Here is a 20006-nt window from a genome sequence, read left to right as displayed (position 1 = left end):
CAAGTCGTCACTCCTCGAGTGATCAACACAGTAGACGAACACCTGTTCGATTTACGTTCGACACGCCGCACGGCGGGCGTGTGGCAATATCGGCTATCGAAAAGGCGTCGACGGGCCCGCAAGAGCCGAGGAAACCGGTGCGAATCCGGTGCGGTCCCGCCACTGTGATCGGTCACATCCCGAGAGCCAGATACTCACCGTCGGCGCCTCCTCAATCGACACCGGGGCGGATTTCCCCGGAGAGGGGTGGTCGCGCCAGCATGGAAATTTCCGGCGAACTAGCCGAAATCTCTTCCTACAAAGGCTTTTTCGCGTTGACCGTGAACGGTTGCGGCGCGACGGGGTGGCACCCGGTCCGCCAGGACTACGCCGACGGCTTCGCCGATCTGATCGACGCCACCGCCAGGCGCTATCACACGACGGACCTGCGGATCGGCGCCTCGCTGGTTCATCTCGGCCATGCCAGCCGGCTCTGGTCGCCGGTGCTGGCGTGCGCCCTGGCCCACGGCGTCGTCCCCGACCTGCGCGACCTGCAACGCGCCGACGACGGGGCCCAGCTGCGCATGCCCGAACCCGTCGCAGCGCCCGATGCCGAGGTCTCGGCGAGGTCGTTGTACCGGATCGTGGTGCACCAACACATGCGGCCGTTCGCCGACGGGCTGCGGGTCAAGCTGGCGCCGGCCCTGCTGGCGGGCAACATCGCCTCCGCGCTCGTCGGCGCGTCGCGAGCGCTGCTGGCGGCGCGGCCCGACCTGCGCGCCCGCATCGTCGAGATGACCGACTCCCTGCTGGAGACCGGCGTGCTGGCCGGGTCCGGCGTGCTGACCGACTCACACCTGGGCTTCGCGCGCGAGAGCTGCTGCCTGTTCTATCGCCTGCCCGGGCGATCCGTCTGCGGCGACTGCGTGTTCCGCCGGGCGCCGCGGTCGAGCCGGCGGTGAGCACCCGGGCCGACGGGACAGCCGCTCACCATTGGTCGCGGGGCACGTCGAAGTCGGCGCACAACGCCCGCCAGACGTCGCGGGGTTCGACGCCCGCCTCGATCGCCTCGGCCGCGGTCCGGCCGCCGAAGCCGCTGAGCACGTGATCGACCAACACCGATGCGCCGTAAGCCGCGCCGAAGCGCAACACCACCCGCTCGTTGAACTCCGTCAGCCGCACGCCAGCCAAGATACCGAGCCGCTAGCCCGCCAGGGCGAGCGCTTCATGGCACACCCACACCGGGTCGGCGACGCCGACGCTGCCGGCGGCGGCCGCCCGCGCCGCCAGCCCGTAGCCGGGCGTCGACAGCACGTCGTTGACCGCGGCCACCAACGCGTCGGCGGTCAACGGGCGGATCAACCGCCCGCTGCCCTGGCGCGCCACCCGATTGGCGATCTCCCACTGGTCGCCGCCACCGGGAACCACGACCAACGGCACCCCGGCCAGCAGCGACTTGGCCACCATGCCGTGGCCGCCGCCGCAGATCGCCACGTCGGCGTGCGCCAACAGGTCGTCCTGGCGACCCAGCCCGACCACCGCCCAGGGCGGTACGCTCAGCTCCGCCCCGCCCAGGCGCGACACCACCACCCGCGCCCCCGCGGGCAACGTCTCCCCCGGCGTCAGGCACCGCAGCGCGACCTCGGCGAGATCCTGCGTCCCGATCAGCGCGGTCGAGGGCGCGATCACCACGACCGGCCCGGAGCCGGCGGGAATGTCCAGCACCCGATTCGTCGGCTCGAAATGCAGCGGGCCCACCACGACGGCCTCGGCCGGCCAGTCCGGGCGCGGGACCTCCAGCGCGGGCAGCGTGGCGATCAGCCGCCGCAACGGGCCGGGGTCGCGGGCCGGCAGCCCGATCGCCACGCGGGCGTCGGATCGCTGGCGCAGCCCGGCGCGCCAGGAGCGGGCGGTCATCGCCCGCATCGCGGCATCGCGCAGCCGACCGCCGATTCCGGTGCCCGGCGCCAGGCCGCTGCCGATCGGCGGCAGCCCCTTGGACGGCAGGTACAGCGGAGACGGGGTCAGCTCGATCCATGGGATCCCCAGCAGCTCGGCGGCCATACCGCCGCCCGCGGTGATGACGTCGGAGACCACCAACTCGGGCGCGAGGTCGCGCAGCGCCGGCACGTTGAGCACGGCCATCCGCGCGGCCCGGCGGTGAATCCGGGCCCCGGCGTCGCGGTCCTCGTCGGTGGCGGCCAGCCCGTCGAGTTCCACGGCATCGATGCCGGCAGCCCGGGCCGTGTCGAGCCATTCGGTGCCGGTGAACAGGGTCGGCGCGTCGCCGGCAGTCCGAAAGCGTTGGCACAGCGCGATCGCGGGAAACGAGTGCCCGGGATCCGGCCCGGCGATCACCGCGACGCGCATCCGGCTACCTTGCCATAGCCCCGGGCCGGCGGGCTCGCCTACGCTGGCACCCATGACCGAACTGACTGGGGCCACCGTGGGGAACACGCGCGTCGTCGAGGGTTTCCTGAACGCCCTGCAGGACGGCGACTACGACGCCGCGGACGCCGCACTGGACGACGACCTCGTCTACGAGAACGTCGGGCTGCCGACGATTCGTGGCCGCGCCCGCGCCATCAAGCTGTTCCGTCAGATGGAGGGCCGCGCCGCATTCGAGGTGAAGATCCACCGCATCGCCGCCGACGGCGCCGCGGTACTCACCGAGCGCAGCGATGCGCTGATCTTCGGCCCGCTGCGGCTGCAGTTTTGGGTCTGCGGCGTCTTCGAAGTGCACAACGGTCGAATCACGTTGTGGCGCGACTATTTCGACTTCTACGACATGCTCAAGGCGACCGCCCGTGGGCTGGTGGCGCTGGTGCTGCCGTCGCTGAAGCCGTCGTTCTGACACCACGGCGCCGGCCGCGCCCGCCGGGTCGCTAACCGCGCGGCAACCCGCCGAGTTCGTCGAACGCCTGCGCCCAGCCGATCAGCCGATCGGTGGCCTGCACCAGCTCGGCGCGATAGCGCTGATGCGCGGCCACCAGCCCCGCATCGCCGTTGCCGTTCGCCGAGGAAACCAATTGCGCTGCGGCAGTGACCATTTCGTTGTACTGCCGGACGCCGGCACTCAGCTGCGAGGTGAGCGCGTTGATCGTGGGGACCAGGTACGCGCGCGAGGACTCCGCGGCGTGCGCCGCGCGCTCCATCGACACCACCTCGGCGGCGTTGGCGGCCATCGCCGCCGAAGTCCGCTGCGCCGCGGCGGTCAGATCGCCGATCTCGGCCGGCGGCAGCATGGCCCCGCGCTCGATGACGCCGAGCAGCGAGAAGAAGCCCCGCTCGGAGGCGCCCAGGGCATACATCGCCGGACGCGCGGCCGAACCGGGCGGCGGCAGCCGGCGGCCGTTGGCCGGTCGCTGCGGTGGCAGCGGCTCGGCTCGCAGCGACCGATAGCGAAACAGCAGCAGCGTCGCCGGGATGGCCATCACGACCGCGATCGCGCCGGTGATCTCCAGCAGCAACGCGAACCAGCCCCAGGCCGCCAGCAACGCGGTGACCGCCGCCCAGAACACACACACCGCGGCCGACAACAAGCCCCAGCGCAGCGCGCGCCGACGCCGGCGCAGCAGCCGCGCGCGCGGATCAGCGGCGGCACGAATCTTGCGGCCAACCAGGTCCGAGGCGTCGGCGGCGGCCTCTAGGCCCCGATGCAGCAGCGTGCGCCACGGCTCGCGCTGACTCACGTTCACCGCCATGCCGCCCCGGCCACCGAGCTATTGACCAATCGGCTTCTCGGCGACAGGCCCCCCGGTGGCTTCGGCGGGCGCGGGCGCGGCGGGGGCCGCCCCCGGCGTCGCGGTCCCGCCCGTCGGCAGGGCCTCGCCGCGCATCGAGGCGCGGATCTGCTCCAGCCGGGAGTGCCCGGCCATCTGCACGCTGGCCTGCTCGACCTCGAGCATGCGGCCCTGCACCGAGCCCTGCGCGAGTTCGGCGGAGCCGATGGCGTTGGCGTAGCGGCGTTCGATCTTGTCGCGGACCTCGTCGAGGCTCGGGGTGTTGCCCGGGGCGGCGATCTCGCTCATCGACCGCAACGACGCGCTGACCTGCTCCTGCATCTTCGCCTGCTCGAGCTGGCTGAGCAGCTTGGTGCGCTCGGCGATCTTCTGCTGCAGCACCATCGAGTTCTGCTCGACGGCCTTTTTCGCCTGGGCGGCGGCGGCCAGCGCCTGGTCGTGCAGGGTCTTGAGGTCTTCCACGCTCTGCTCGGCGGTGACCAGCTGCGCCGCGAACGCCTCGGCGGCGTTGTTGTACTCGGTGGCCTTGGCCGTATCGCCGGCGCCGGTGGCCTGATCGGCCAGCGTCAGCGCCTGACGCACGTTGACCTGCAGCTTCTCGATGTCGGCCAGCTGCCGGTTGAGCCGCATCTCCAGCTGCCGCTGGTTGCCGATCACCTGCGCCGCCTGCTGGGTGAGCGCCTGATGCGCACGCTGGGCTTCCTCGATGGCCTGCTGAATCTGGACTTTGGGGTCGGCGTGCTCGTCAATCTTCGCGTTGAACAGCGCCATGACGTATTTCCACGCTTTGACGAACGGATTGGCCATGACTTAGCTCCACCTTCGTTTCTCGATGACCGGGGCCCGGTTAGGCCCCAGCGCTCACCTTGCCGCCCAATTTATCGGGTCCGTGTCGATCACCCCACCCCTGGCAGCGAATCGGATCGCTCGCCACTGCTCCCACCTGAGGCGGGATCCGGCCGGCCCGCGTCGCCTGGATTCAGGCCACCGCCAGCGACGCCACCGGTGGGATGACGACCTTGATGCGCGCGTCGACGCCCGCAGCACCGGGCGTGCTCGGGACCGCACTGTGAGCAGCACGTTCCTCGCCGGCCATCTGCTGACCGGCGTCGATGAGGACTGTCGAGAGCGCGACGTCCAGGGCGTCGCAGATCGAGTTGAGCAACTCACTGGAGGGCTCCTTGCGGCCGCGCTCCACTTCCGAGAGGTAACCCAGACTCACCCGCGCCGCGTCCGACACCTCGCGCAGCGTCCGGCCTTGCGACGTCCGGGCCCGGCGCAGCACATCGCCGATGACCTCCCGCACCAATGGCGACATCCCGCTCTCCTTCGGTCAGGTCACGCTTTCGGCGCCGCAGTGGCGCCGCCACTAGGTAAACGCAGGCGACGCCGTCGTTGGTTCCCGGCCTGGACGGATCAGTTGGGCGTGCGCCGCACCTCCCGGATCGTGGAGGCCACGTAGTCCAGGCCGGTGACCACCGTGAGCAGGATCGCGGCGGCCATCACCACCGACGCCGCCACCAGGAACGGCCCGGACAGCGGCAGCACGAACAAGCCGATCGCCACCGCCTGGACGAACGTTTTGAGCTTCCCGCCCCAGCTCGCCGGGATGACGCCGCGGCGGATCACCGCCAGTCGCAGCATCGTGACCCCGACCTCACGGATCAGGATCAGCACCGTGACCCACCACGGCAGGTCCCCCAGCATCGACAGCCCGACCAGGGCCGATCCGATCAGCATCTTGTCCGCGATCGGATCGACGAAGGCGCCGAATTCGGTCGCCATCCCGTAGTTGCGGGCCAGCAGCCCGTCCAGCCGGTCGGTGATGCAGGCCACCGCGAAAATCACGAAAGCAATGACACGCCAAGCGGTTTGGTGGCCACCCCCGGCGAACAGCGCCAGCAGGAAAATCGGGACCAGCACCAGCCGCATTAAAGTCAGGATGTTCGCAAGGTTGGCGATGCGGACGCGCCCTGCCACAGGACCTGTCGGCAGCTGCCCCCACACGGCAACAGAATAACGGTTGACCAGCGCACCCGTCGCTGATGTCAATACTGTTAAACCGTGACCGAAAGCGCACGGGAGAAGCGGCCGGTGGTGGTCCGGCGCGCGCGGACGTCCGACGTCCCCACGATCAAGCACCTCGTCGACACCTACGCGGGCAAGATCCTGCTGGAAAAGGCGCTGGTGACGCTGTACGAGGCCGTCCAGGAGTTCTGGGTGGCCGAGCACCCGGAGCAGCCGGGCACGGTGGTCGGTTGCGGCGCGCTGCACGTGTTCTGGTCGGATCTGGGCGAGATCCGCACCGTCGCGGTCGACCCGGTGGCGACCGGGCACGGCATCGGCCACTCGATCGTCACGCGTCTGCTCGAGGTCGCGCGCGAGCTGCAGCTGGAGCGGATCTTCGTGCTGACTTTCGAGACCGACTTCTTCGGCAAGCACGGCTTCACCGAGATCGAGGGCACGCCCGTCACCGCCGAGGTGTTCGAGGAGATGTGCCGCTCCTACGACATCGGCGTCGCGGAGTTCCTGGACCTCAGCTACGTCAAGCCCAACATCCTCGGCAACACCCGGATGCTGCTGCACCTCTGACGGCGGGCCGCCGAGCCACCGAACGTGCACTTAGCGCGGGATCTGGGCCGATTTCTCGCAGTGCGTACACGTTCGGCGGAAGATCCAGCGGAAGATCTATTCCTCGCCGCCGCCACCGTCGTCGGATCCGTCGGCGCTGGCGCCGCCGCGGATCAGTGCCAGCGTCCCGGCCAGCTCGTCGGGCTTGACCAGCACCTCGCGTGCCTTGGAGCCCTCGGACGGCCCGACAATGCCGCGCGTCTCCATCAGGTCCATCAGCCGGCCCGCCTTGGCGAAGCCGACGCGCAGCTTGCGCTGCAACATCGACGTGGAGCCGAACTGGCTGGACACCACCAGCTCGACGGCCTGCAGGAACACGTCCATGTCGTCGCCGATGTCGGGGTCGACGTCGGTGCGTTCGTTGGTGGGCTTCGCGGTGGTGACGCCCTCGGTGTACTCCGGTTCAGCCTGCTCTTTGCACGCCCCGACAACAGCCTGGATCTCGTCGTCGGTGATGTAGGCGCCCTGCAGCCGCAGCGGCTTGTTGGCGCCCATCGGCAAGAACAGGCCGTCGCCCATCCCGATCAGCTTCTCGGCGCCCTGCTGGTCCAGGATCACCCGGCTGTCGGTCAGCGACGACGTGGCGAACGCCAGCCGGGAGGGCACGTTGGTCTTGATCAGGCCGGTGACGACGTCGACGGACGGGCGCTGGGTCGCCAGCACCAGGTGAATGCCCGCGGCCCGGGCCTTCTGGGTGATCCGCACGATGGCGTCCTCGACGTCGCGCGGGGCGGTCATCATCAGGTCGGCCAGCTCGTCGACGATGGCGACGACGTAGGGGTACGGCCGGTATTCGCGCTGGCTGCCCAGCGGCGCGGTGATGGCGCCGGAGCGCACCTTGGCGTTGAAATCGTCGATGTGGCGCACCCGGGAGGCCTGCATGTCCTGGTAGCGCTGTTCCATCTCCTCGACCAGCCACGCCAGCGCGGCCGCCGCCTTCTTGGGCTGGGTGATGATCGGGGTGATCAGATGCGGAATGCCCTCGTACGGCGTCAGCTCCACCATCTTCGGGTCGATCAGGATCATCCGGACCTCTTCGGGAGTGGCCCGGGTCAGCAGCGACACCAGCATCGAGTTGACGAAGCTGGACTTACCCGATCCGGTGGAGCCGGCGACCAGCAGGTGCGGCATCTTGGCCAGGTTGGCCGAGATGAAGTCGCCCTCGATGTCCTTGCCCAGCCCGATCACCAGCGGGTGGTGGTCGCGGCGGGTCTCCGGCGCGGTCAGCACGTCGGCCAGCCGCACCATTTCGCGGTCGGTGTTGGGCACCTCGATTCCGACGGCCGACTTGCCCGGGATCGGCGCCAGCATGCGCACGCTCTCGGTGGCCACGGCGTAGGCGATGTTCTTCTGCAGCGCCGTGATCTTCTCGACCTTGACGCCCGGCCCCAGCTCGACCTCGTAGCGCGTGACGGTCGGCCCACGGGTGCAGCCGGTGACGGCGGCGTCCACCTTGAACTGGGTCAGCACCTCGCTGATGGCGTCGGCCATCTGGGTGTTGGCCGCGCTGCGCTTCTTGGGCGGGTCGCCCGCGACCAGCAGATCCAGCGACGGCAGGTGGTAGGGCCCCTCGACGACCCGGTCGACGATCGGGGTCTGCGGCTTCTTGGCCACGCGGCGCCGGCTGCGCGCGGTCGGCTCCGGGATGGTGGGTGCCTCGTCGAACGGGTCGTCTGGCGAGGCCGGAACTTCCTCGACCGGCGGCCAGGCCGGGGGCGCCTTGTCCTCGCTCACGTCGGGGACGTCGGGGCGAGGCGTGTCGTCCTCGAAGTCGTCGGCGTCGTCTCGATAGGGGTCGTAGTCGTCGTAGTCGTAGACCTCGTCGACGAACCGGGTGTTGAACATGACCCGCATCGCCTGGGGCAGCTCACGGATGGTGGTGCCGGTCAGCAGCAGCAGGCCGAACATGAACCCGATGAACAGCAGCGGCGCGGCGATCCACGGGGTCAGCCCGTCCGACAACGGGCCGCCGATGGCAAATCCGATAAAGCCCGCGGCGCGACGGCGCAATTCGGGGTCCTGCGGCGAGCCCGACCACAGGTGCCGCAGGCCCAGGCAGGACAGACCGATCATGGTAGCGCCCAGGATCAGCCGGGGCCGCGCCTCGGGGTTGGGTTCGGTCCGCATCAGCAGCACCGCGACCGCCGCGAGCACCACGGGAAGCGCCAGGACGCCTGCGCCGATGAACGTCCGCAGCACCACGTCGACCCACGCCCCGACGGGCCGGGCGGCGTGGAACCAGGAGCCGGCCGCCACCACCACCGCGAGAGCGAGCAGCACCAGCGCGACGCCGTCCCGACGGTGGCCGGGTTCGAGGTCACGGGCCCGTCCGATAGACCGCGCCGCGCCCCCGGTACCGCGGGCCGCCATCAGCCAGGTGGCACGCAGCGCGCGGCCACACGTCACCCCGGTGGCGACCAGCAGCGACTGATGACGCCGCTTGGCGGCCCTGCTCGGCCGCTTGCGGGGTGGTGCCGGCCTCGCACCGCGCGACTTGCTGGACCGCGAAGGGGCTTTTGACCTGCTCGTTCGGGTTCCGGAGCGGGCGGCGGTCTTACTGGGCATGATGGCAAGGGTAGTCGCAAATACATCATCTGCACCATCCGCCACACTGGCGACCGCCGGACGCGCCCGACTGGCCCGCTCGGCGCCGCAGTAGGGTGGCTGATGTGATTTGGCGGGTGATGAACCTCACGCCGTCAACTACCACTTGAGCTGCCAGGAGGCACCCGCATGCCCGTTGTCGTCGTCGCCACCTTGACCGTCAAACCCGAATCGGTTGACGCGGTCCGCGACATCCTCAAGACCGCGGCCGAGGAGGTGCACACCGAGCCCGGCTGCCAGGTGTATGCGGTGCACGAATCGGGCGAGACCTTCGTCTTCGTCGAGCAGTGGGCCGACGAGGAGGCACTCAAGGCGCACAGCAGCGCTCCCGCGGTGGCCAAGTTGTTCACCGCCGCCGGCGAGCACCTGGCCGGGGCCCCGGACATCAAACTGCTGCAGCCGGTGCCCGCGGGCGACCCGGACAAAGGCCAAATTCGCCGGTGACCGACCGGCCGCTGGAGGGCCGGGTCGCCCTGATCACCAGCGTCACCCCGCCCGTCGACGCGGGTTTTCTGAACACCTAGCCGCGCATGGCCCGTAATCCCGCCGCTCAGACCGCCTTTGGCCCGATGGTGCTGGCCGCCGTCGAGCAGAACGAGCCACCGGGGCGCCGGCTGCTTGACGACGACCTCGCCGACCTGTTCCTGCCGGCGCCGCTGCGCTGGCTGGTCGCCGCGACCCGGGTGGCGCCGATCCGCCGCCTGCTGGTGCGCGGATCGGAGTGGACGGGCCCCGGACTGTGGGCGAATCTGGCCTGCCGCAAGCGGCTCATCGCCGACAAGGTCAGCGAGGCACTCGACGACATCAACGCCGTTGTCATCCTGGGCGCCGGCCTGGACACCCGCGCCTACCTACTAAATCGGCACGTACGCATCCCGGTGTTCGAGGTCGACCTGCCGGTCAACATCGCCCGCAAGGCCAAGACGGTGCGTCGGGTGCTCGGCGGCCCGCCCCTGTCGGTTCGGTTGGTGGCGCTGGACTTCGAGCACGACGACCTGTTGACGGCGTTGGCCGAGCACGGCTATCACGCCGATTACCGCGGCTTCTTCATCTGCGAGGGCGTGACCCAATACCTCACCGAGGGCGGTGTGCGGCGGACGCTGGAGGGGCTGCGGGCCGCCGCGCCGGGCAGCCGGCTGGTGTTCACCTACGTACGCCGCGATTTCATCGACGGGAAGAATCGCTACGGCACGCGGACGTTGTATCGCAATGTCCGCCAGCGAAAGCAGTTGTGGCACTTTGGTTTAGAGCCCGACGAGGTCGCCGGTTTTATCGCCGACTACGGCTGGCGACTGATCGAGCAGGCCGGGCCCGACGAACTGATGCAGCGTTATGTCGAGCCCACCGGTCGCAAACTCAAGGCGTCGCAGCTCGAATGGTCGGCCTACGCCGAGAAGGTTTAGCGCGCTGCGATGTGATCAGCGATCGAGGAGCTGTCGGTCGATGTTCTCGCCCGCTTCGTCGTCGGCGCTTCCGTAGACGGCTTTCGCGGTGCGCAGTTTGCCGGCGAGCTCGGTCGACGCCTTGCTCATCGCGTCGGCGGTCTTCTTCCGCGCGGCCGCGGCTTTGGTGAAGGCCACATTGGACGCCCCGCTGACGACGCCGTGGGTGACCCAGGTGGCGACTTCCACATTGGAGCCCGCCGATGCCGCGGTCGTGGCCTGGGTGGCCGCTTGGTCTTGTTTCGTCGCCAATGTGTCGAGGTGTTCTGGTGTGACGACTAGGTCAGCCATGGTTGCTTCTCCTTAAATACTGCTGAATCACGTTGGTCGGCAACGAATCACGCGCTGCGCTGAAACGGGCCCACCTGGTCTGCTGGTGCGGCACCCGTCGGCGCCGCCCCGATGGGTGCACGCTCGGTTCCGTGTGCCGCCAGACTCGTCCCCGCACCCTCGTCGGTGCGGACCTCGCCGGCGGGCACCGCATTTTCTTCCTGCGGGTCCCCTTGGGCAAGCTGGTGAACCTGCGCCCTGGCCTGGTTGACCAGGCTTTCGGGCCGGGACACCCGGCCGGACAGGTTCGTGGCCTGCCCGGACATTGCGGCGGCCTGAACCAGCGTGGGCATGGCGCCCGTGGGTGCGGACGAGGACGCGTATTCGGGTGCCGCGGCGCCGCGAGGGTCAGCTCCGCCCACCTCGGCGTCACGCTGCACGCGTTGCGCCGCGCGATCGTTGGCTGCGTCGGTCCGCGGCGCGGCTGTCGGCGGCCCGGCAATGGCGGATGGTCCGGACAGGCCGGCCGAGACGGCCTCGAAACTCGACACCGTGGACTGGCCCGCGACGGCGACTTTCGCCTGAGCGACCGAATCGTTTTGAACAATCCCCGCGACCAGCTGCGCGTAGCTATCGGCCAACGCATCTGCCTTTTTGCCGTTCTCGATCGAATAGCCGAGCAAAGTCCCCAGGAAGCCCACGGCAGCCGAAATCCCCAAACTCGCAACCGTGATTGCGAAGGCTTTCGCCACCGCGGGGCCGGCCGGGGCCGGCACCGCCAACGTGAGAATCAACTCGATGATGAGAGCCGTGGCGAGGAGGTCGTTCAATATGCCGAAAGCCAATTGCATATGGGTGACCCACTCGCCCTGGTTTTTCACCAGGGCCGCCAGCTGGCTATCCAGATCGGCCATTTTCTGCGCCACGGTCTGCAGTGTTGTGTCCAGGCCGGCATAGGCTTCCGAAGCCTCACCCTCCCAACCGGTGTCGGGAAGCGCGGACTTCAGCTGCTCGGCCAGTGAAGTGAATTGCTGCGAACCGGTTTGCAGGGAAGCACCGTCATAGGGCGTCCCGAATCCGGTCGTCAGCTGCAAAAGCTGGACGGTGGTGATGGTCCAGGAGATGATGCTGGCCGCTTTGGTGAATTCGTTGACGCCCTTTTGGCCGCCCATCCGGGCCTCCAGCCGGATCAGATCGTCCTGAGGCATGTTCTTGATGTACCGAGACATCACCTTGCCGCCGATCGCAGCCCCGAAGGACCCGAGGTCGGCGGCGGTATTGGTTGCCGTCGCCGCATAGCCTTCAGCGCCCGGATCGGAGCCGCTCCAGCCACTGAAATCGAGGCCCAAGCCGGCGCCTTGTTGACCCAGGTTGGCCAAGCCGGCGATGCACCTGGCGGCAGAAGCAAAGATCGACATAGGAGATTCCCTTCACACTTACTGGCAGCATTGCACCTAAGCAACAGTTGCGTATACGCAACGTAACACCGCTCGCCGTGGGGTCAGCGCACCAATTTTCGGCGCACCAATTGCAACTGAAAATTGGATTCACTCAAAAAACACGAGGCAAACACGTGCATTCGGAGCGGATAAGGCGCTCTAAACTCATGCAGATACTGGACCAAAAACTGACCAGTAGACTCCCGCACCAATGCTGCTGCCGATAAGGAAGGACGCCCCATGACCGCCCAAACACACCCGCAGGTCGCCGAGGCGCTGCGGCAAGCGCAGCAATTCGAATCGATCCTCGACGACCATATGCGCCGAACGGACACCGATACCTTCACGGCCACCGACGAAACCGAAACCGTCGAAGTGACCCTGAACGGGTACCTGGTGTTGACCGACATCATCATCGAACCGGGCCTGCTCAGGCTGGGCGCGGAGGTAGTCGAGAAGCGCATCAACGAAGCGCTGCGCAACGCCACGGCCGCAGCGACTGCGGCCAACGACGCGGGCGACGAGCGCCTCGTCGCATCCCTCGCCGAAATCACCGGCACGCTGAATAGCGTCTTGGGCCTGTCCTGAACGGGCTGTACACCGAAAAATACTGCAGCAGATCACATTTCGCGGATAAGCGTCACACTTCGATGACAGTCGGCACGATCATGGGGTGCCGGCGGTAGGTCTCGCCCACCCACTTGCCGACGGTGCGGCGCACGCCCTGCGCGATGCGGATCGGGTCGGTGACGTTGTTGGCGACCAGCGATTCCAGCTCCTCCTCGACCCGGCGCACGACGGGCTCGAGCGCCTTGGGGTCCTCGGAGAAGCCGCGCGAATCCAGGTGCGGCGTGGTCACCGGCCGCCCGGTGCCGCGGGTCACCACGACCGTCACCGCGACGAAGCCCTCGGCGAGAATGAGCCGCTCCCCCAACGTGATATCACCGACATCGCCTGTGATCAGCCCGTCGACGAACATCTTGCCGACCGGCACCGCCCCGGCGATCGACGCCTTGCCGGCCACCAGGTCGACACTGACGCCGTTCTCGGCCAGCAGGATCGACTCCGGGGCGATGCCCGTGCCTGCGGCCAGTTTCGCGTTGGCGCGCAGCATCCGCCACGTCCCGTGCACCGGCATGACCTGGCGTGGCCGCACGCCGTTGTACAGGAACAGCAGCTCGCCTGCGTATGCGTGGCCGGAGACATGCACCCGCGCCTGGGCATTGGTGACGACGCGCGCGCCGATCTTGGACAGCTCGTCGATGACGCCGTAGACCGCTTCCTCGTTGCCCGGGATCAGCGACGACGACAGCACCACCAGATCGCCGGCGGTCAGGGTGATGCTGCGGTGTTCGCCCCGCGACATCCGCGACAGGGCCGACATCGGCTCGCCCTGGGTGCCGGTGGTGATCAGCACCACCCGCTCGGGCGGCATCTGCTCGGCCGCCGAGATGTCGATGACGTCGGAGTCGTTGACGCGCAGGAAGCCCAGCTCCCGCGCGATGCCCATGTTGCGCACCATCGATCGCCCGACGAACGACACCCGCCGGCCCAATGCCACCGCGGCGTCGATGATCTGCTGCACCCGGTCCACGTTGGAGGCGAAGCAGGCGACGATGACACGGCCATCGGCGCCGCGGATCAGCCGGTGCAGCGTCGGACCCACTTCGCTCTCCGACGGGCCGACACCGGGGTGCTCGGCGTTGGTCGAATCGCACAGGAACAGGTCCACGCCGGCTCCATCTCGTGAGCCGAGCCGCGACATGCCGGGCAGGTCGGTCGGCCGGCCGTCCAGCGGCAGCTGGTCGAGCTTGATGTCGCCGGTGTGCAAGACGGTTCCCGCGCCCGTGTACACCGCGATGGCCAGCGCGTCGGGGATGGAGTGGTTGACGGCGAAGTACTCGCATTCGAACACTCCGTGCCGGCTGCGTTGTCCCTCTTTGACTTCGGCGAACACCGGCTTGATGCGGTGCTCGCGGCATTTGGCGGCGACCATGGCCAGGGTGAACTTGGAACCGACGACGGGGATGTCGGGGCGCAGCTTGAGCAGGAACGGGATCGCGCCGATGTGGTCTTCGTGCGCGTGCGTCAGCACCAGCGCCTCGATGTCGTCGAGCCGGTCCTCGATGTGACGCAGGTCGGGCAGGATCAGGTCGACGCCGGGCTCGTCGTGGGTAGGGAACATCACGCCGCAGTCGATGATCAGCAGCCGGCCCAGATGCTCGAAAACGGTCATGTTGCGGCCGATTTCGCTGATACCGCCCAACGCGGTGACCCGTAATCCCCCTGCGGTCAGCGGACCGGGTGGACTGAGTTCGTGGTTCACCGGCGGATCACCCTGGCTATCTGAGCACGGAGGCGGCGCGCATGTCCGCGGCCAGCGCCTCGATCTGATCCGGGGTGGCCGGCACCTGCGGCAACCGGGGGTCCCCGACGTCGATGCCCTGCAGCCGCAGCCCCGCCTTGGACAAGGTCACGCCACCGAGGCGGCCCATCGCGTTGCACAGCGGGGCGACCGACACGTTGATCTTGCGGGCCGTCGCGATGTCCCCGGAATTGAAGGCGGACAACAACTCTCGCAGCTGACCAGCGGCCAGATGCGAGATCACGCTGATGAAGCCGATCCCGCCCATCGCCAGCCACGGCAGATTCAGCGCGTCATCACCGGAGTAGTAGACCAATCCGGTCTCGGCGATGATCTGCCCGCCGCTGTGCAGGTCGGCCTTGGCGTCCTTGATGCCGACGATGTTCGGGTGCGCCGCGAGCGCCCGGATGGTGTCCGGCTCGATCGGCACCACCGACCGTGGCGGGATGTCGTAGAGCAGCACCGGCAGCTCGGTGGCGTCGGCGACGGCGGTGAAATGGGCGATCAGCCCACGCTGCGGCGGCTTGGAGTAGTACGGCGTGACGACCAGCAGGCCGTGCGCGCCCTCGGCGGCGCTGGCCTTGGCCAGCTTGATGCTGTGCGCGGTGTCATAGGTGCCGGCGCCGGCGATGACGCGGGCCCGGTCGCCCACCGCTTCGAGGACGGCAGCCAGCAGCCTGATTTTTTCCTCGTCGGTGGTGGTCGGGGACTCGCCGGTGGTCCCCGAGACCACCAGGCCGTCGCATCCGGCGTCCACCAGGTGCTGCGCCAACTGGGCCGCCTTGGCGGTGTCCATGGAACCGTCGGCGGCGAACGGCGTCACCATCGCGGTCAGCAGGGTCCCCAGGCGCGCGGGGGCGTCGAATCCGACCGAACTCACGGTGTTCAGGCTACCTGGCGGCAGCAAGGGATTTGCACCGCCGCCCCGCCCGCTACCCCCGGTCAGCGGGCTTCGAGCGTGCGGTCACGGCATCGCGTGTGCGGTCACGGCATCGTATGTGCGTTCTGAGCGCGGTTGCCCGGCGTGTCGTCGCCGTGAGCGCACACCGAAAGCCAGGCGAGCACACTCGACGGTCAGGCCTCGGTGGCAAGAGGGCTGGTCGCGACCTCGGTGCCGTCGGCCAACGTGGCGATCTCGAAGTCCGCGAACACCGCGGGTGCGACCTCGACCAGCCGGCGCAGACATTCGATGGCCAGCCGCCGGATTTCCACGTCGGCATGCTCACTGGCCCGCATGGCGATGAAGTGCCGCCAGGCCCGGTAGTTGCCGGTCACGACGATGCGGGTTTCGGTGGCATTCGGCAGCACCGCGCGGGCGGCCTGGCGCGCCTGCTTGCGGCGCAGGATGGCGTTGGGCTGGTCGGCGAATTTGGCCTCGAGTTTGGCCAGCAGTTCGGCGTAGGTGGCCCGGCTGGCGTCGGCGGCCGCGGCCAGGATCTGCTGCAGCTCGGGGTCGTTGCCCAGGCCGGGCGGGACCACCACCCGCGAGTCGCCCTCCGGCACGTAGCGCTGCGAGAGCTGCGAGTAGGAGAAGTGGCGGTGCCGAATCAGTTCGTGTGTGCACGAGCGCGAGATACCCGTGATGTAGAACGACACACTCGCGTGTTCCAGGACCGAGAAGTGCCCGACGTCGATGATGTGCTTGATGTAGCCGGCGTTGGTCGCCGTGCGGGGATTGGGTTTGGACCAACTCTGGTAGCAGGCCCGGCCCGCGAACTCGACCAGCGCGGAGCCGCCTTGCACATCGGGGCCGTCGGTGCTCCACGGCACGTCCGGCGGCACCAAGAACTCGGTCTTGGCGATCAGTTGCACGCGCAGCGGCGCCGTCTCGGCCACGGCGCTTACCTTAGCCCGGCGGCGATGCCCACCTTGCCCGACATGAGCAACGGCAGCAGGGCGTCACGAAAACCCGACAGCCGCGCGGACTCGCCGCGCCGCGCGTGACACAGGGCGCCGAGACCCGCGACCGTCGTCGCGGTCGTCGCGGACAGCCGGCGCACGTCGCGCACCGGCATCTCCATCAGCTCGCCGCGCTGGATCCGCTGGCGGCTCTGCGACGTTCCGGCCACCCGCTGGTGCAGCGCTTCGCGGACGCCCCACTGTCGCAGCGTTGACCACAGCGCCGAGGTGCCGACGTCACGCGGCCGCAGCACGGCGAACTCCATACTCGCCACGGCCATCTCGGCGGGCAGCTGCACGACATCCCAGATACGCAGGGTGCGCGGATTCAGTTTCGACACCAGCACGCACGACGCGGGCAGCAGCACCTTGGCGCTGCCGATCGATCCGGAATCGGCACACTGCGGCCACGCCCCGTCGTCGAACGCCGAGAACCTGAAATGGGCCACCGTGTGGTCGAATTGGCCGGGCCGCACCGCCACGCTCGATCGATCGGCCAGCTCGCGCAGGGGCACGTAGTCATCCAGGGCCTCGACCATCGCGACCATCAGCGCCTCCGCCGCGTCGATGACACGCCGGTTGGCGGCGATCTTGTCGTCGACGGCGCCCAGCAGCTCGCCGATCCGGCGCCGCCGGCCGGGGGCGGCGGCACCGGTGACGACGTCGCGAAGGATGCGCTGGTTGAGCAGGGGTTGCCCCGATCCGGCCCGGTGCTCGTTCAGCCGGCACTGCCGCAGCGCGTAGTACCAATAACGGGTCTCCTCGGGCCTTTTGCCCGGCATACCAACGCGTTGTCGGTGACCCACACCTCGGAATCGCTGTAACGCAGGCTGCCGCAATAGGTTCCGACGCGCCCGATCACGATCAGCGGGCCCCGCGCGTTCGCCTGGGCGACGCCGCCGATCCGCCCGTTGGCCCCGTACACCGGAATGTGCCCGGCCAACGCCCGCGCGGGCAACCGGGTGCCATTGCAGAAGTCGAGGTGATCGCCCAGCCTGACCCTCACCGCAGCCGGTCCATCTGCTCGCGGACCGCGGTGTCCAGCCGCGCGGATACGTCGAGCGCGGCCAGCAGGTCTTTGGTGAGGCGGGCGACCTTCTCCCCGGTCGGCTCCCGGTCGTCCCCGTTGTCCGCGGCATCGACATACCGCCCGGGTGTCAGCGAGTAACCGGCCGCCCTGATGCCGCCGACGGGCACCGATTTGCAGAATCCCGGAACATCTTGGTAAGCAATGCCTTTCGTGGTGGCCGAGGGCGAGCCGCGCCACGCGCGATAGGTGTCGGCGATGTGGACGATCTCCTGGTCGGTCAGGGCGCGCTCGCCCGGTCGACGAGGTGGCCCAGCGCGCGGGCGTCGACGAACAACACCCGTCGGGCGTGTTCGGGCTCCCGATCGGCGGCAAAAACCCACAGGCACACCGGGATCGCGGTGCTGCGAAAAAGCTGGGCGGGCGGCGCCACCAGGCATGACACCAGCCCGGCGTCGACCAAGCGCGCGCGAATCCCGCGTTCTGCGCACGTATTGGACGACATCGAACCGTTGGCCATCACCACGCCGGCCGTGCCGCCGGGAGCCGGCTTGGACAGGATGTGTTGGATCCAGGCGTAATTGGCGTTGCCCGCGGGCGGCACACCGAAGCGCCAGCGCGGGTCCCGCTCGTCGCGGGCCCAATCCCTGATGTTGAACGGCGGATTGGCCATCACGTAGTCCATCTGCACACCAGCGTGTCGGTCGTCGACGAACGTGTCTCCCCGGCCGAGGCCGGTGTTGTCGATCCCGTGGATGGCGAGGTTCATCTTGGCCATCCGCCACGTCTGCTCCACGCTCTCCTGCCCGTAGATCACGACGTCGCCGGGATCGCCAGCGCGCTCGGCGACGAACTGCTCGGTCTGCACGAACATCCCGCCCGAGCCACAGCACGGGTCGTACACCCGCCCACGGGTGGGTTCGAGGAGCTCGACGATCAGCCGGACCACGCTGGCCGGTGTGAAGAATTCACCGCCGCGCCGCCCCTCGGAGCGCGCGAAATTGCCGAGGAAGTACTCGTACACCTCCCCCAACAGATCCCGCGCCCGGCCCTTGCCGGGCCGGCTGAACCGCACCTCGTCGAGCACCAGCACCAGCTCCCCCAGCCTGCGCTGGTCGAGGTTTTCGTAGCACCGCGGGAACATCCCGGCCAACGCCGGCTCCGCCGTCATGACGGCGCTCGTCGCCTTGTCGACGAGCCGGCCGATGGTCTGCGATTTCGCGTTGTCCGCCAAGGCTTTCCATCGCGCTTCGGCGATGTATTTGAGGAACACCAGCCCCAGGACGACGTCCTTGTACTCGCCGGCCGACAGCGACCCGCGCAGTTTGTTGGCGGCCTTCCACAGGGTGGCCTTGAGCTCCTTGTCCGTCGACGGCGCCATCAGCCGGCCCGCTTGGCGGCCGCTCGCAGGGGCTCGGCCAGGTCGCCGCGGTCGGACACCGAGAACCCGCCCAGCCCGAGCCAGGACGCCATCGAGCCCAATTCGCCGGCCAGCGCCGCGGCGGTGCGGGCCGGCGGCGCGTCCGGCTCCGCGAACGCCCCCACCACGCGAAGTGTGTCCGCGACCCGATCGGCCTTGAGGTCGACGCGTGCCACCAGGTGGCCGTCCATCAGCAGCGGCCACACGTAGTAGCCGTACTGACGCTTGCTGGCCGGCGTGTAAATCTCGATGCGGTACACGAATCCGAACAGCCTCTCCACCCGTGGCCGGAAGAAGATCAACGGGTCGAACGGGCACAGCAGCGCCGTCCCGCCGTCGCGGCGCGGCACCGTCCGGGTGGCCCGCAGATACGCCGGCGCCGACCAGCCGTCGACGTCTACCCGCTCGATCTCGCCCGCGGTCACCAGCGCGGCGACGGCGGGCTTGGCCTGCTGGGCCGACAGCCGGAAGTAATCGCGCAGGTCGGCCTCGGTGGCCACTCCGAGCGCGGTGGCGGCGCGCAGCGTCAGCTCACGGATCGCCTCGTCGTCGTCGATCTCGCGGGCCAGCACGCTCGCCGGCAGCACCCGCTCGGCCAGGTCGTAGTGGCGGGCGAAGCCGACCCGGGTGGCGGTGGTCAGCGCGCCCGAGGCGAACAGCGCCTCGGCGACCCATTTGGTGTCGCTGCGGGTCCACCAGGTTCCCTTTTTCCGGCGCGGTTCGGCGGCAAGGTGCGCCTCGAGTTGCCCGGCGGTGCTGGGCCCGAGTTCGGCGACGGCGGCCACGATCTCGTCGGCGAGCCGCGGATTGGCCCTGACGATGTGCTTGCCCCACCGGCCGTGCCGGTACTCGCGCATCCGCCAGCGCATCAGCGGCCAGTCGTCGACGGCCATCAGCGCGGCCTCGTGCGCCCAGTATTCCGCGAGCAGGCGCGCCGAGCGCGGCCCCCACGCCGCGCGGTCCAGCACGTCGCGGTCATACGGGCCGAGCCTGCTGAACACCGGCGCGTAGTGCGCGCGCACCGCCACCGAGACCGAATCCAGTTGCAGCACTTGGATTCGTGCGATCAACCGCTTCAAGTGCGCACGCGTGATGGGGCCGTTGGGTTTCGGCTCGTTAAACCCTTGAGCCGCAACGGCTATCCGCCGGGCCTGCGCGGCGGATAGCCGGCGGTTGCCGATCGACAC

The 20006-nt window shown here is 68.9% G+C and carries 19 protein-coding genes, 2 pseudogenes and 1 riboswitch; of the genes and pseudogenes, 6 read left to right on the top strand and 15 right to left on the bottom strand.

Going from position 1 to position 20006, the window contains the following annotated elements:
- The first annotated feature begins 94 nt into the window (after positions 1-94).
- Positions 95-216: riboswitch (cobalamin riboswitch) on the top strand.
- A gap of 44 nt (positions 217-260) precedes the next feature.
- On the top strand, positions 261-941 hold the full coding sequence (locus tag MSG_RS08880) for a (2Fe-2S)-binding protein (protein WP_096438886.1): 681 nt from the start codon (positions 261-263) through the stop codon (positions 939-941).
- 25 nt (positions 942-966) lie between these two features.
- Here MSG_RS08880 and MSG_RS08875 read toward each other — a convergent pair whose 3' ends face one another.
- Together MSG_RS08875 and MSG_RS08870 are read right to left on the bottom strand one after the other, a co-directional pair.
- Positions 967-1161, bottom strand: coding sequence for a DUF3046 domain-containing protein (locus tag MSG_RS08875; protein ID WP_408632018.1), 195 nt, complete (start codon positions 1159-1161; stop codon positions 967-969).
- A 21-nt stretch (positions 1162-1182) separates the two neighbouring features.
- Positions 1183-2349 carry a glycosyltransferase gene (locus MSG_RS08870; protein WP_096438882.1) on the bottom strand — a complete coding sequence of 389 codons (1167 nt, stop codon included), beginning with the start codon at positions 2347-2349 and terminating at the stop codon, positions 1183-1185.
- A 52-nt stretch (positions 2350-2401) separates the two neighbouring features.
- Between MSG_RS08870 and MSG_RS08865 the strand changes: the two genes are divergently transcribed.
- Complete coding sequence (locus tag MSG_RS08865) at positions 2402-2833, top strand: limonene-1,2-epoxide hydrolase family protein (protein WP_096438880.1); 432 nt, start codon at positions 2402-2404, stop codon at positions 2831-2833.
- A gap of 31 nt (positions 2834-2864) precedes the next feature.
- Here MSG_RS08865 and pspM read toward each other — a convergent pair whose 3' ends face one another.
- The 4 genes from pspM to pgsA all read right to left on the bottom strand — a co-directional run bounded on the left by pspM (position 2865) and on the right by pgsA (position 5702).
- Positions 2865-3683 carry a phage shock envelope stress response protein PspM gene (gene pspM, locus MSG_RS08860; protein ID WP_096438878.1) on the bottom strand — a complete coding sequence of 273 codons (819 nt, stop codon included), beginning with the start codon at positions 3681-3683 and terminating at the stop codon, positions 2865-2867.
- A gap of 18 nt (positions 3684-3701) precedes the next feature.
- Positions 3702-4529, bottom strand: a complete 828-nt coding sequence (gene pspA, locus MSG_RS08855) for a phage shock protein PspA (RefSeq protein ID WP_096438876.1) — start codon at positions 4527-4529, stop codon at positions 3702-3704.
- 172 nt (positions 4530-4701) lie between these two features.
- Positions 4702-5040 (bottom strand): transcriptional regulator ClgR, encoded by a 339-nt coding sequence (gene clgR, locus MSG_RS08850; RefSeq protein ID WP_096438874.1) that lies wholly within the window; start codon positions 5038-5040, stop codon positions 4702-4704.
- Positions 5041-5138: 98 nt separating this feature from the next.
- On the bottom strand, positions 5139-5702 hold the full coding sequence (gene pgsA, locus MSG_RS08845) for a CDP-diacylglycerol--glycerol-3-phosphate 3-phosphatidyltransferase (RefSeq protein ID WP_181159143.1): 564 nt from the start codon (positions 5700-5702) through the stop codon (positions 5139-5141).
- 84 nt (positions 5703-5786) lie between these two features.
- On the opposite strand from pgsA, the gene MSG_RS08840 reads away from it, so the two are divergent.
- Entirely contained in the window at positions 5787-6314 is a 528-nt protein-coding gene (locus MSG_RS08840) for an amino-acid N-acetyltransferase (RefSeq protein ID WP_096438872.1), read from the top strand.
- 96 nt (positions 6315-6410) lie between these two features.
- On the opposite strand, the gene MSG_RS08835 is transcribed toward MSG_RS08840, so the two are convergent.
- Positions 6411-8918 (bottom strand): DNA translocase FtsK, encoded by a 2508-nt coding sequence (locus MSG_RS08835; RefSeq protein ID WP_096438870.1) that lies wholly within the window; start codon positions 8916-8918, stop codon positions 6411-6413.
- A 168-nt stretch (positions 8919-9086) separates the two neighbouring features.
- On the opposite strand from MSG_RS08835, the gene MSG_RS08830 reads away from it, so the two are divergent.
- Both MSG_RS08830 and MSG_RS08825 read left to right on the top strand, forming a co-directional pair.
- Positions 9087-9401 (top strand): putative quinol monooxygenase, encoded by a 315-nt coding sequence (locus MSG_RS08830; protein ID WP_096438868.1) that lies wholly within the window; start codon positions 9087-9089, stop codon positions 9399-9401.
- 86 nt (positions 9402-9487) lie between these two features.
- A complete protein-coding gene (locus MSG_RS08825; RefSeq protein ID WP_096438866.1) occupies positions 9488-10360 on the top strand; it encodes an SAM-dependent methyltransferase in 873 nt (290 codons plus the stop codon).
- Positions 10361-10375: 15 nt separating this feature from the next.
- Here the strand turns inward: MSG_RS08825 and MSG_RS08820 are convergent, their stop codons facing one another.
- On the bottom strand, positions 10376-10690 hold the full coding sequence (locus MSG_RS08820) for a type VII secretion target (protein WP_096438864.1): 315 nt from the start codon (positions 10688-10690) through the stop codon (positions 10376-10378).
- A gap of 47 nt (positions 10691-10737) precedes the next feature.
- A complete protein-coding gene (locus MSG_RS08815) occupies positions 10738-12048 on the bottom strand; it encodes an EspA/EspE family type VII secretion system effector (RefSeq protein WP_096438862.1) in 1311 nt (436 codons plus the stop codon).
- 300 nt (positions 12049-12348) lie between these two features.
- Here MSG_RS08815 and MSG_RS08810 point away from each other — a divergent pair, with 300 nt between their 5' ends.
- A complete protein-coding gene (locus MSG_RS08810; RefSeq protein WP_096438860.1) occupies positions 12349-12696 on the top strand; it encodes a YbaB/EbfC family nucleoid-associated protein in 348 nt (115 codons plus the stop codon).
- 52 nt (positions 12697-12748) lie between these two features.
- Here the strand turns inward: MSG_RS08810 and MSG_RS08805 are convergent, their stop codons facing one another.
- The 6 genes and pseudogenes from MSG_RS08805 to MSG_RS08780 form a co-directional block, all read right to left on the bottom strand.
- Entirely contained in the window at positions 12749-14434 is a 1686-nt protein-coding gene (locus MSG_RS08805; RefSeq protein WP_096438858.1) for a ribonuclease J, read from the bottom strand.
- Positions 14435-14450: 16 nt separating this feature from the next.
- Positions 14451-15353, bottom strand: a complete 903-nt coding sequence (dapA, locus tag MSG_RS08800; protein WP_096444254.1) for a 4-hydroxy-tetrahydrodipicolinate synthase — start codon at positions 15351-15353, stop codon at positions 14451-14453.
- Between the two features lie 194 nt (positions 15354-15547).
- Positions 15548-16309, bottom strand: coding sequence for an FAD-dependent thymidylate synthase (thyX, locus tag MSG_RS08795; protein WP_096438856.1), 762 nt, complete (start codon positions 16307-16309; stop codon positions 15548-15550).
- A 5-nt stretch (positions 16310-16314) separates the two neighbouring features.
- Positions 16315-17378: pseudogene (locus MSG_RS08790) on the bottom strand (restriction endonuclease subunit S).
- Positions 17375-18780 (bottom strand): annotated as a pseudogene (locus MSG_RS08785) (N-6 DNA methylase). The pseudogenes MSG_RS08790 and MSG_RS08785 overlap by 4 nt, the downstream one beginning before the upstream one ends.
- On the bottom strand, positions 18780-20000 hold the full coding sequence (locus MSG_RS08780; RefSeq protein ID WP_096444252.1) for a winged helix-turn-helix domain-containing protein: 1221 nt from the start codon (positions 19998-20000) through the stop codon (positions 18780-18782). Before MSG_RS08780 ends, MSG_RS08785 begins: the two are co-directional and overlap by 1 nt.
- Positions 20001-20006 lie beyond the last annotated feature (6 nt).

Origin of the sequence: Mycobacterium shigaense (genome assembly GCF_002356315.1) — a bacterium.
In the GTDB taxonomy this organism is placed as follows: domain Bacteria; phylum Actinomycetota; class Actinomycetes; order Mycobacteriales; family Mycobacteriaceae; genus Mycobacterium; species Mycobacterium shigaense.
This window is presented reverse-complemented; position numbering and strand designations above follow the sequence as displayed.

Coding starts and splice junctions, on each gene's coding strand:
- MSG_RS08835 (WP_096438870.1), bottom strand. CDS start 8,918: ATGCCCAGTAAGACCGCCGCCCGCTCCGGAACCCGAACGAGCAGGTCA.
- MSG_RS08825 (WP_096438866.1), top strand. CDS start 9,488: ATGGCCCGTAATCCCGCCGCTCAGACCGCCTTTGGCCCGATGGTGCTG.
- MSG_RS08880 (WP_096438886.1), top strand. CDS start 261: ATGGAAATTTCCGGCGAACTAGCCGAAATCTCTTCCTACAAAGGCTTT.
- clgR (WP_096438874.1), bottom strand. CDS start 5,040: ATGTCGCCATTGGTGCGGGAGGTCATCGGCGATGTGCTGCGCCGGGCC.
- MSG_RS08820 (WP_096438864.1), bottom strand. CDS start 10,690: ATGGCTGACCTAGTCGTCACACCAGAACACCTCGACACATTGGCGACG.
- MSG_RS08810 (WP_096438860.1), top strand. CDS start 12,349: ATGACCGCCCAAACACACCCGCAGGTCGCCGAGGCGCTGCGGCAAGCG.
- pspM (WP_096438878.1), bottom strand. CDS start 3,683: ATGGCGGTGAACGTGAGTCAGCGCGAGCCGTGGCGCACGCTGCTGCAT.
- MSG_RS08870 (WP_096438882.1), bottom strand. CDS start 2,349: ATGCGCGTCGCGGTGATCGCCGGGCCGGATCCCGGGCACTCGTTTCCC.
- MSG_RS08865 (WP_096438880.1), top strand. CDS start 2,402: ATGACCGAACTGACTGGGGCCACCGTGGGGAACACGCGCGTCGTCGAG.
- MSG_RS08830 (WP_096438868.1), top strand. CDS start 9,087: ATGCCCGTTGTCGTCGTCGCCACCTTGACCGTCAAACCCGAATCGGTT.
- pspA (WP_096438876.1), bottom strand. CDS start 4,529: ATGGCCAATCCGTTCGTCAAAGCGTGGAAATACGTCATGGCGCTGTTC.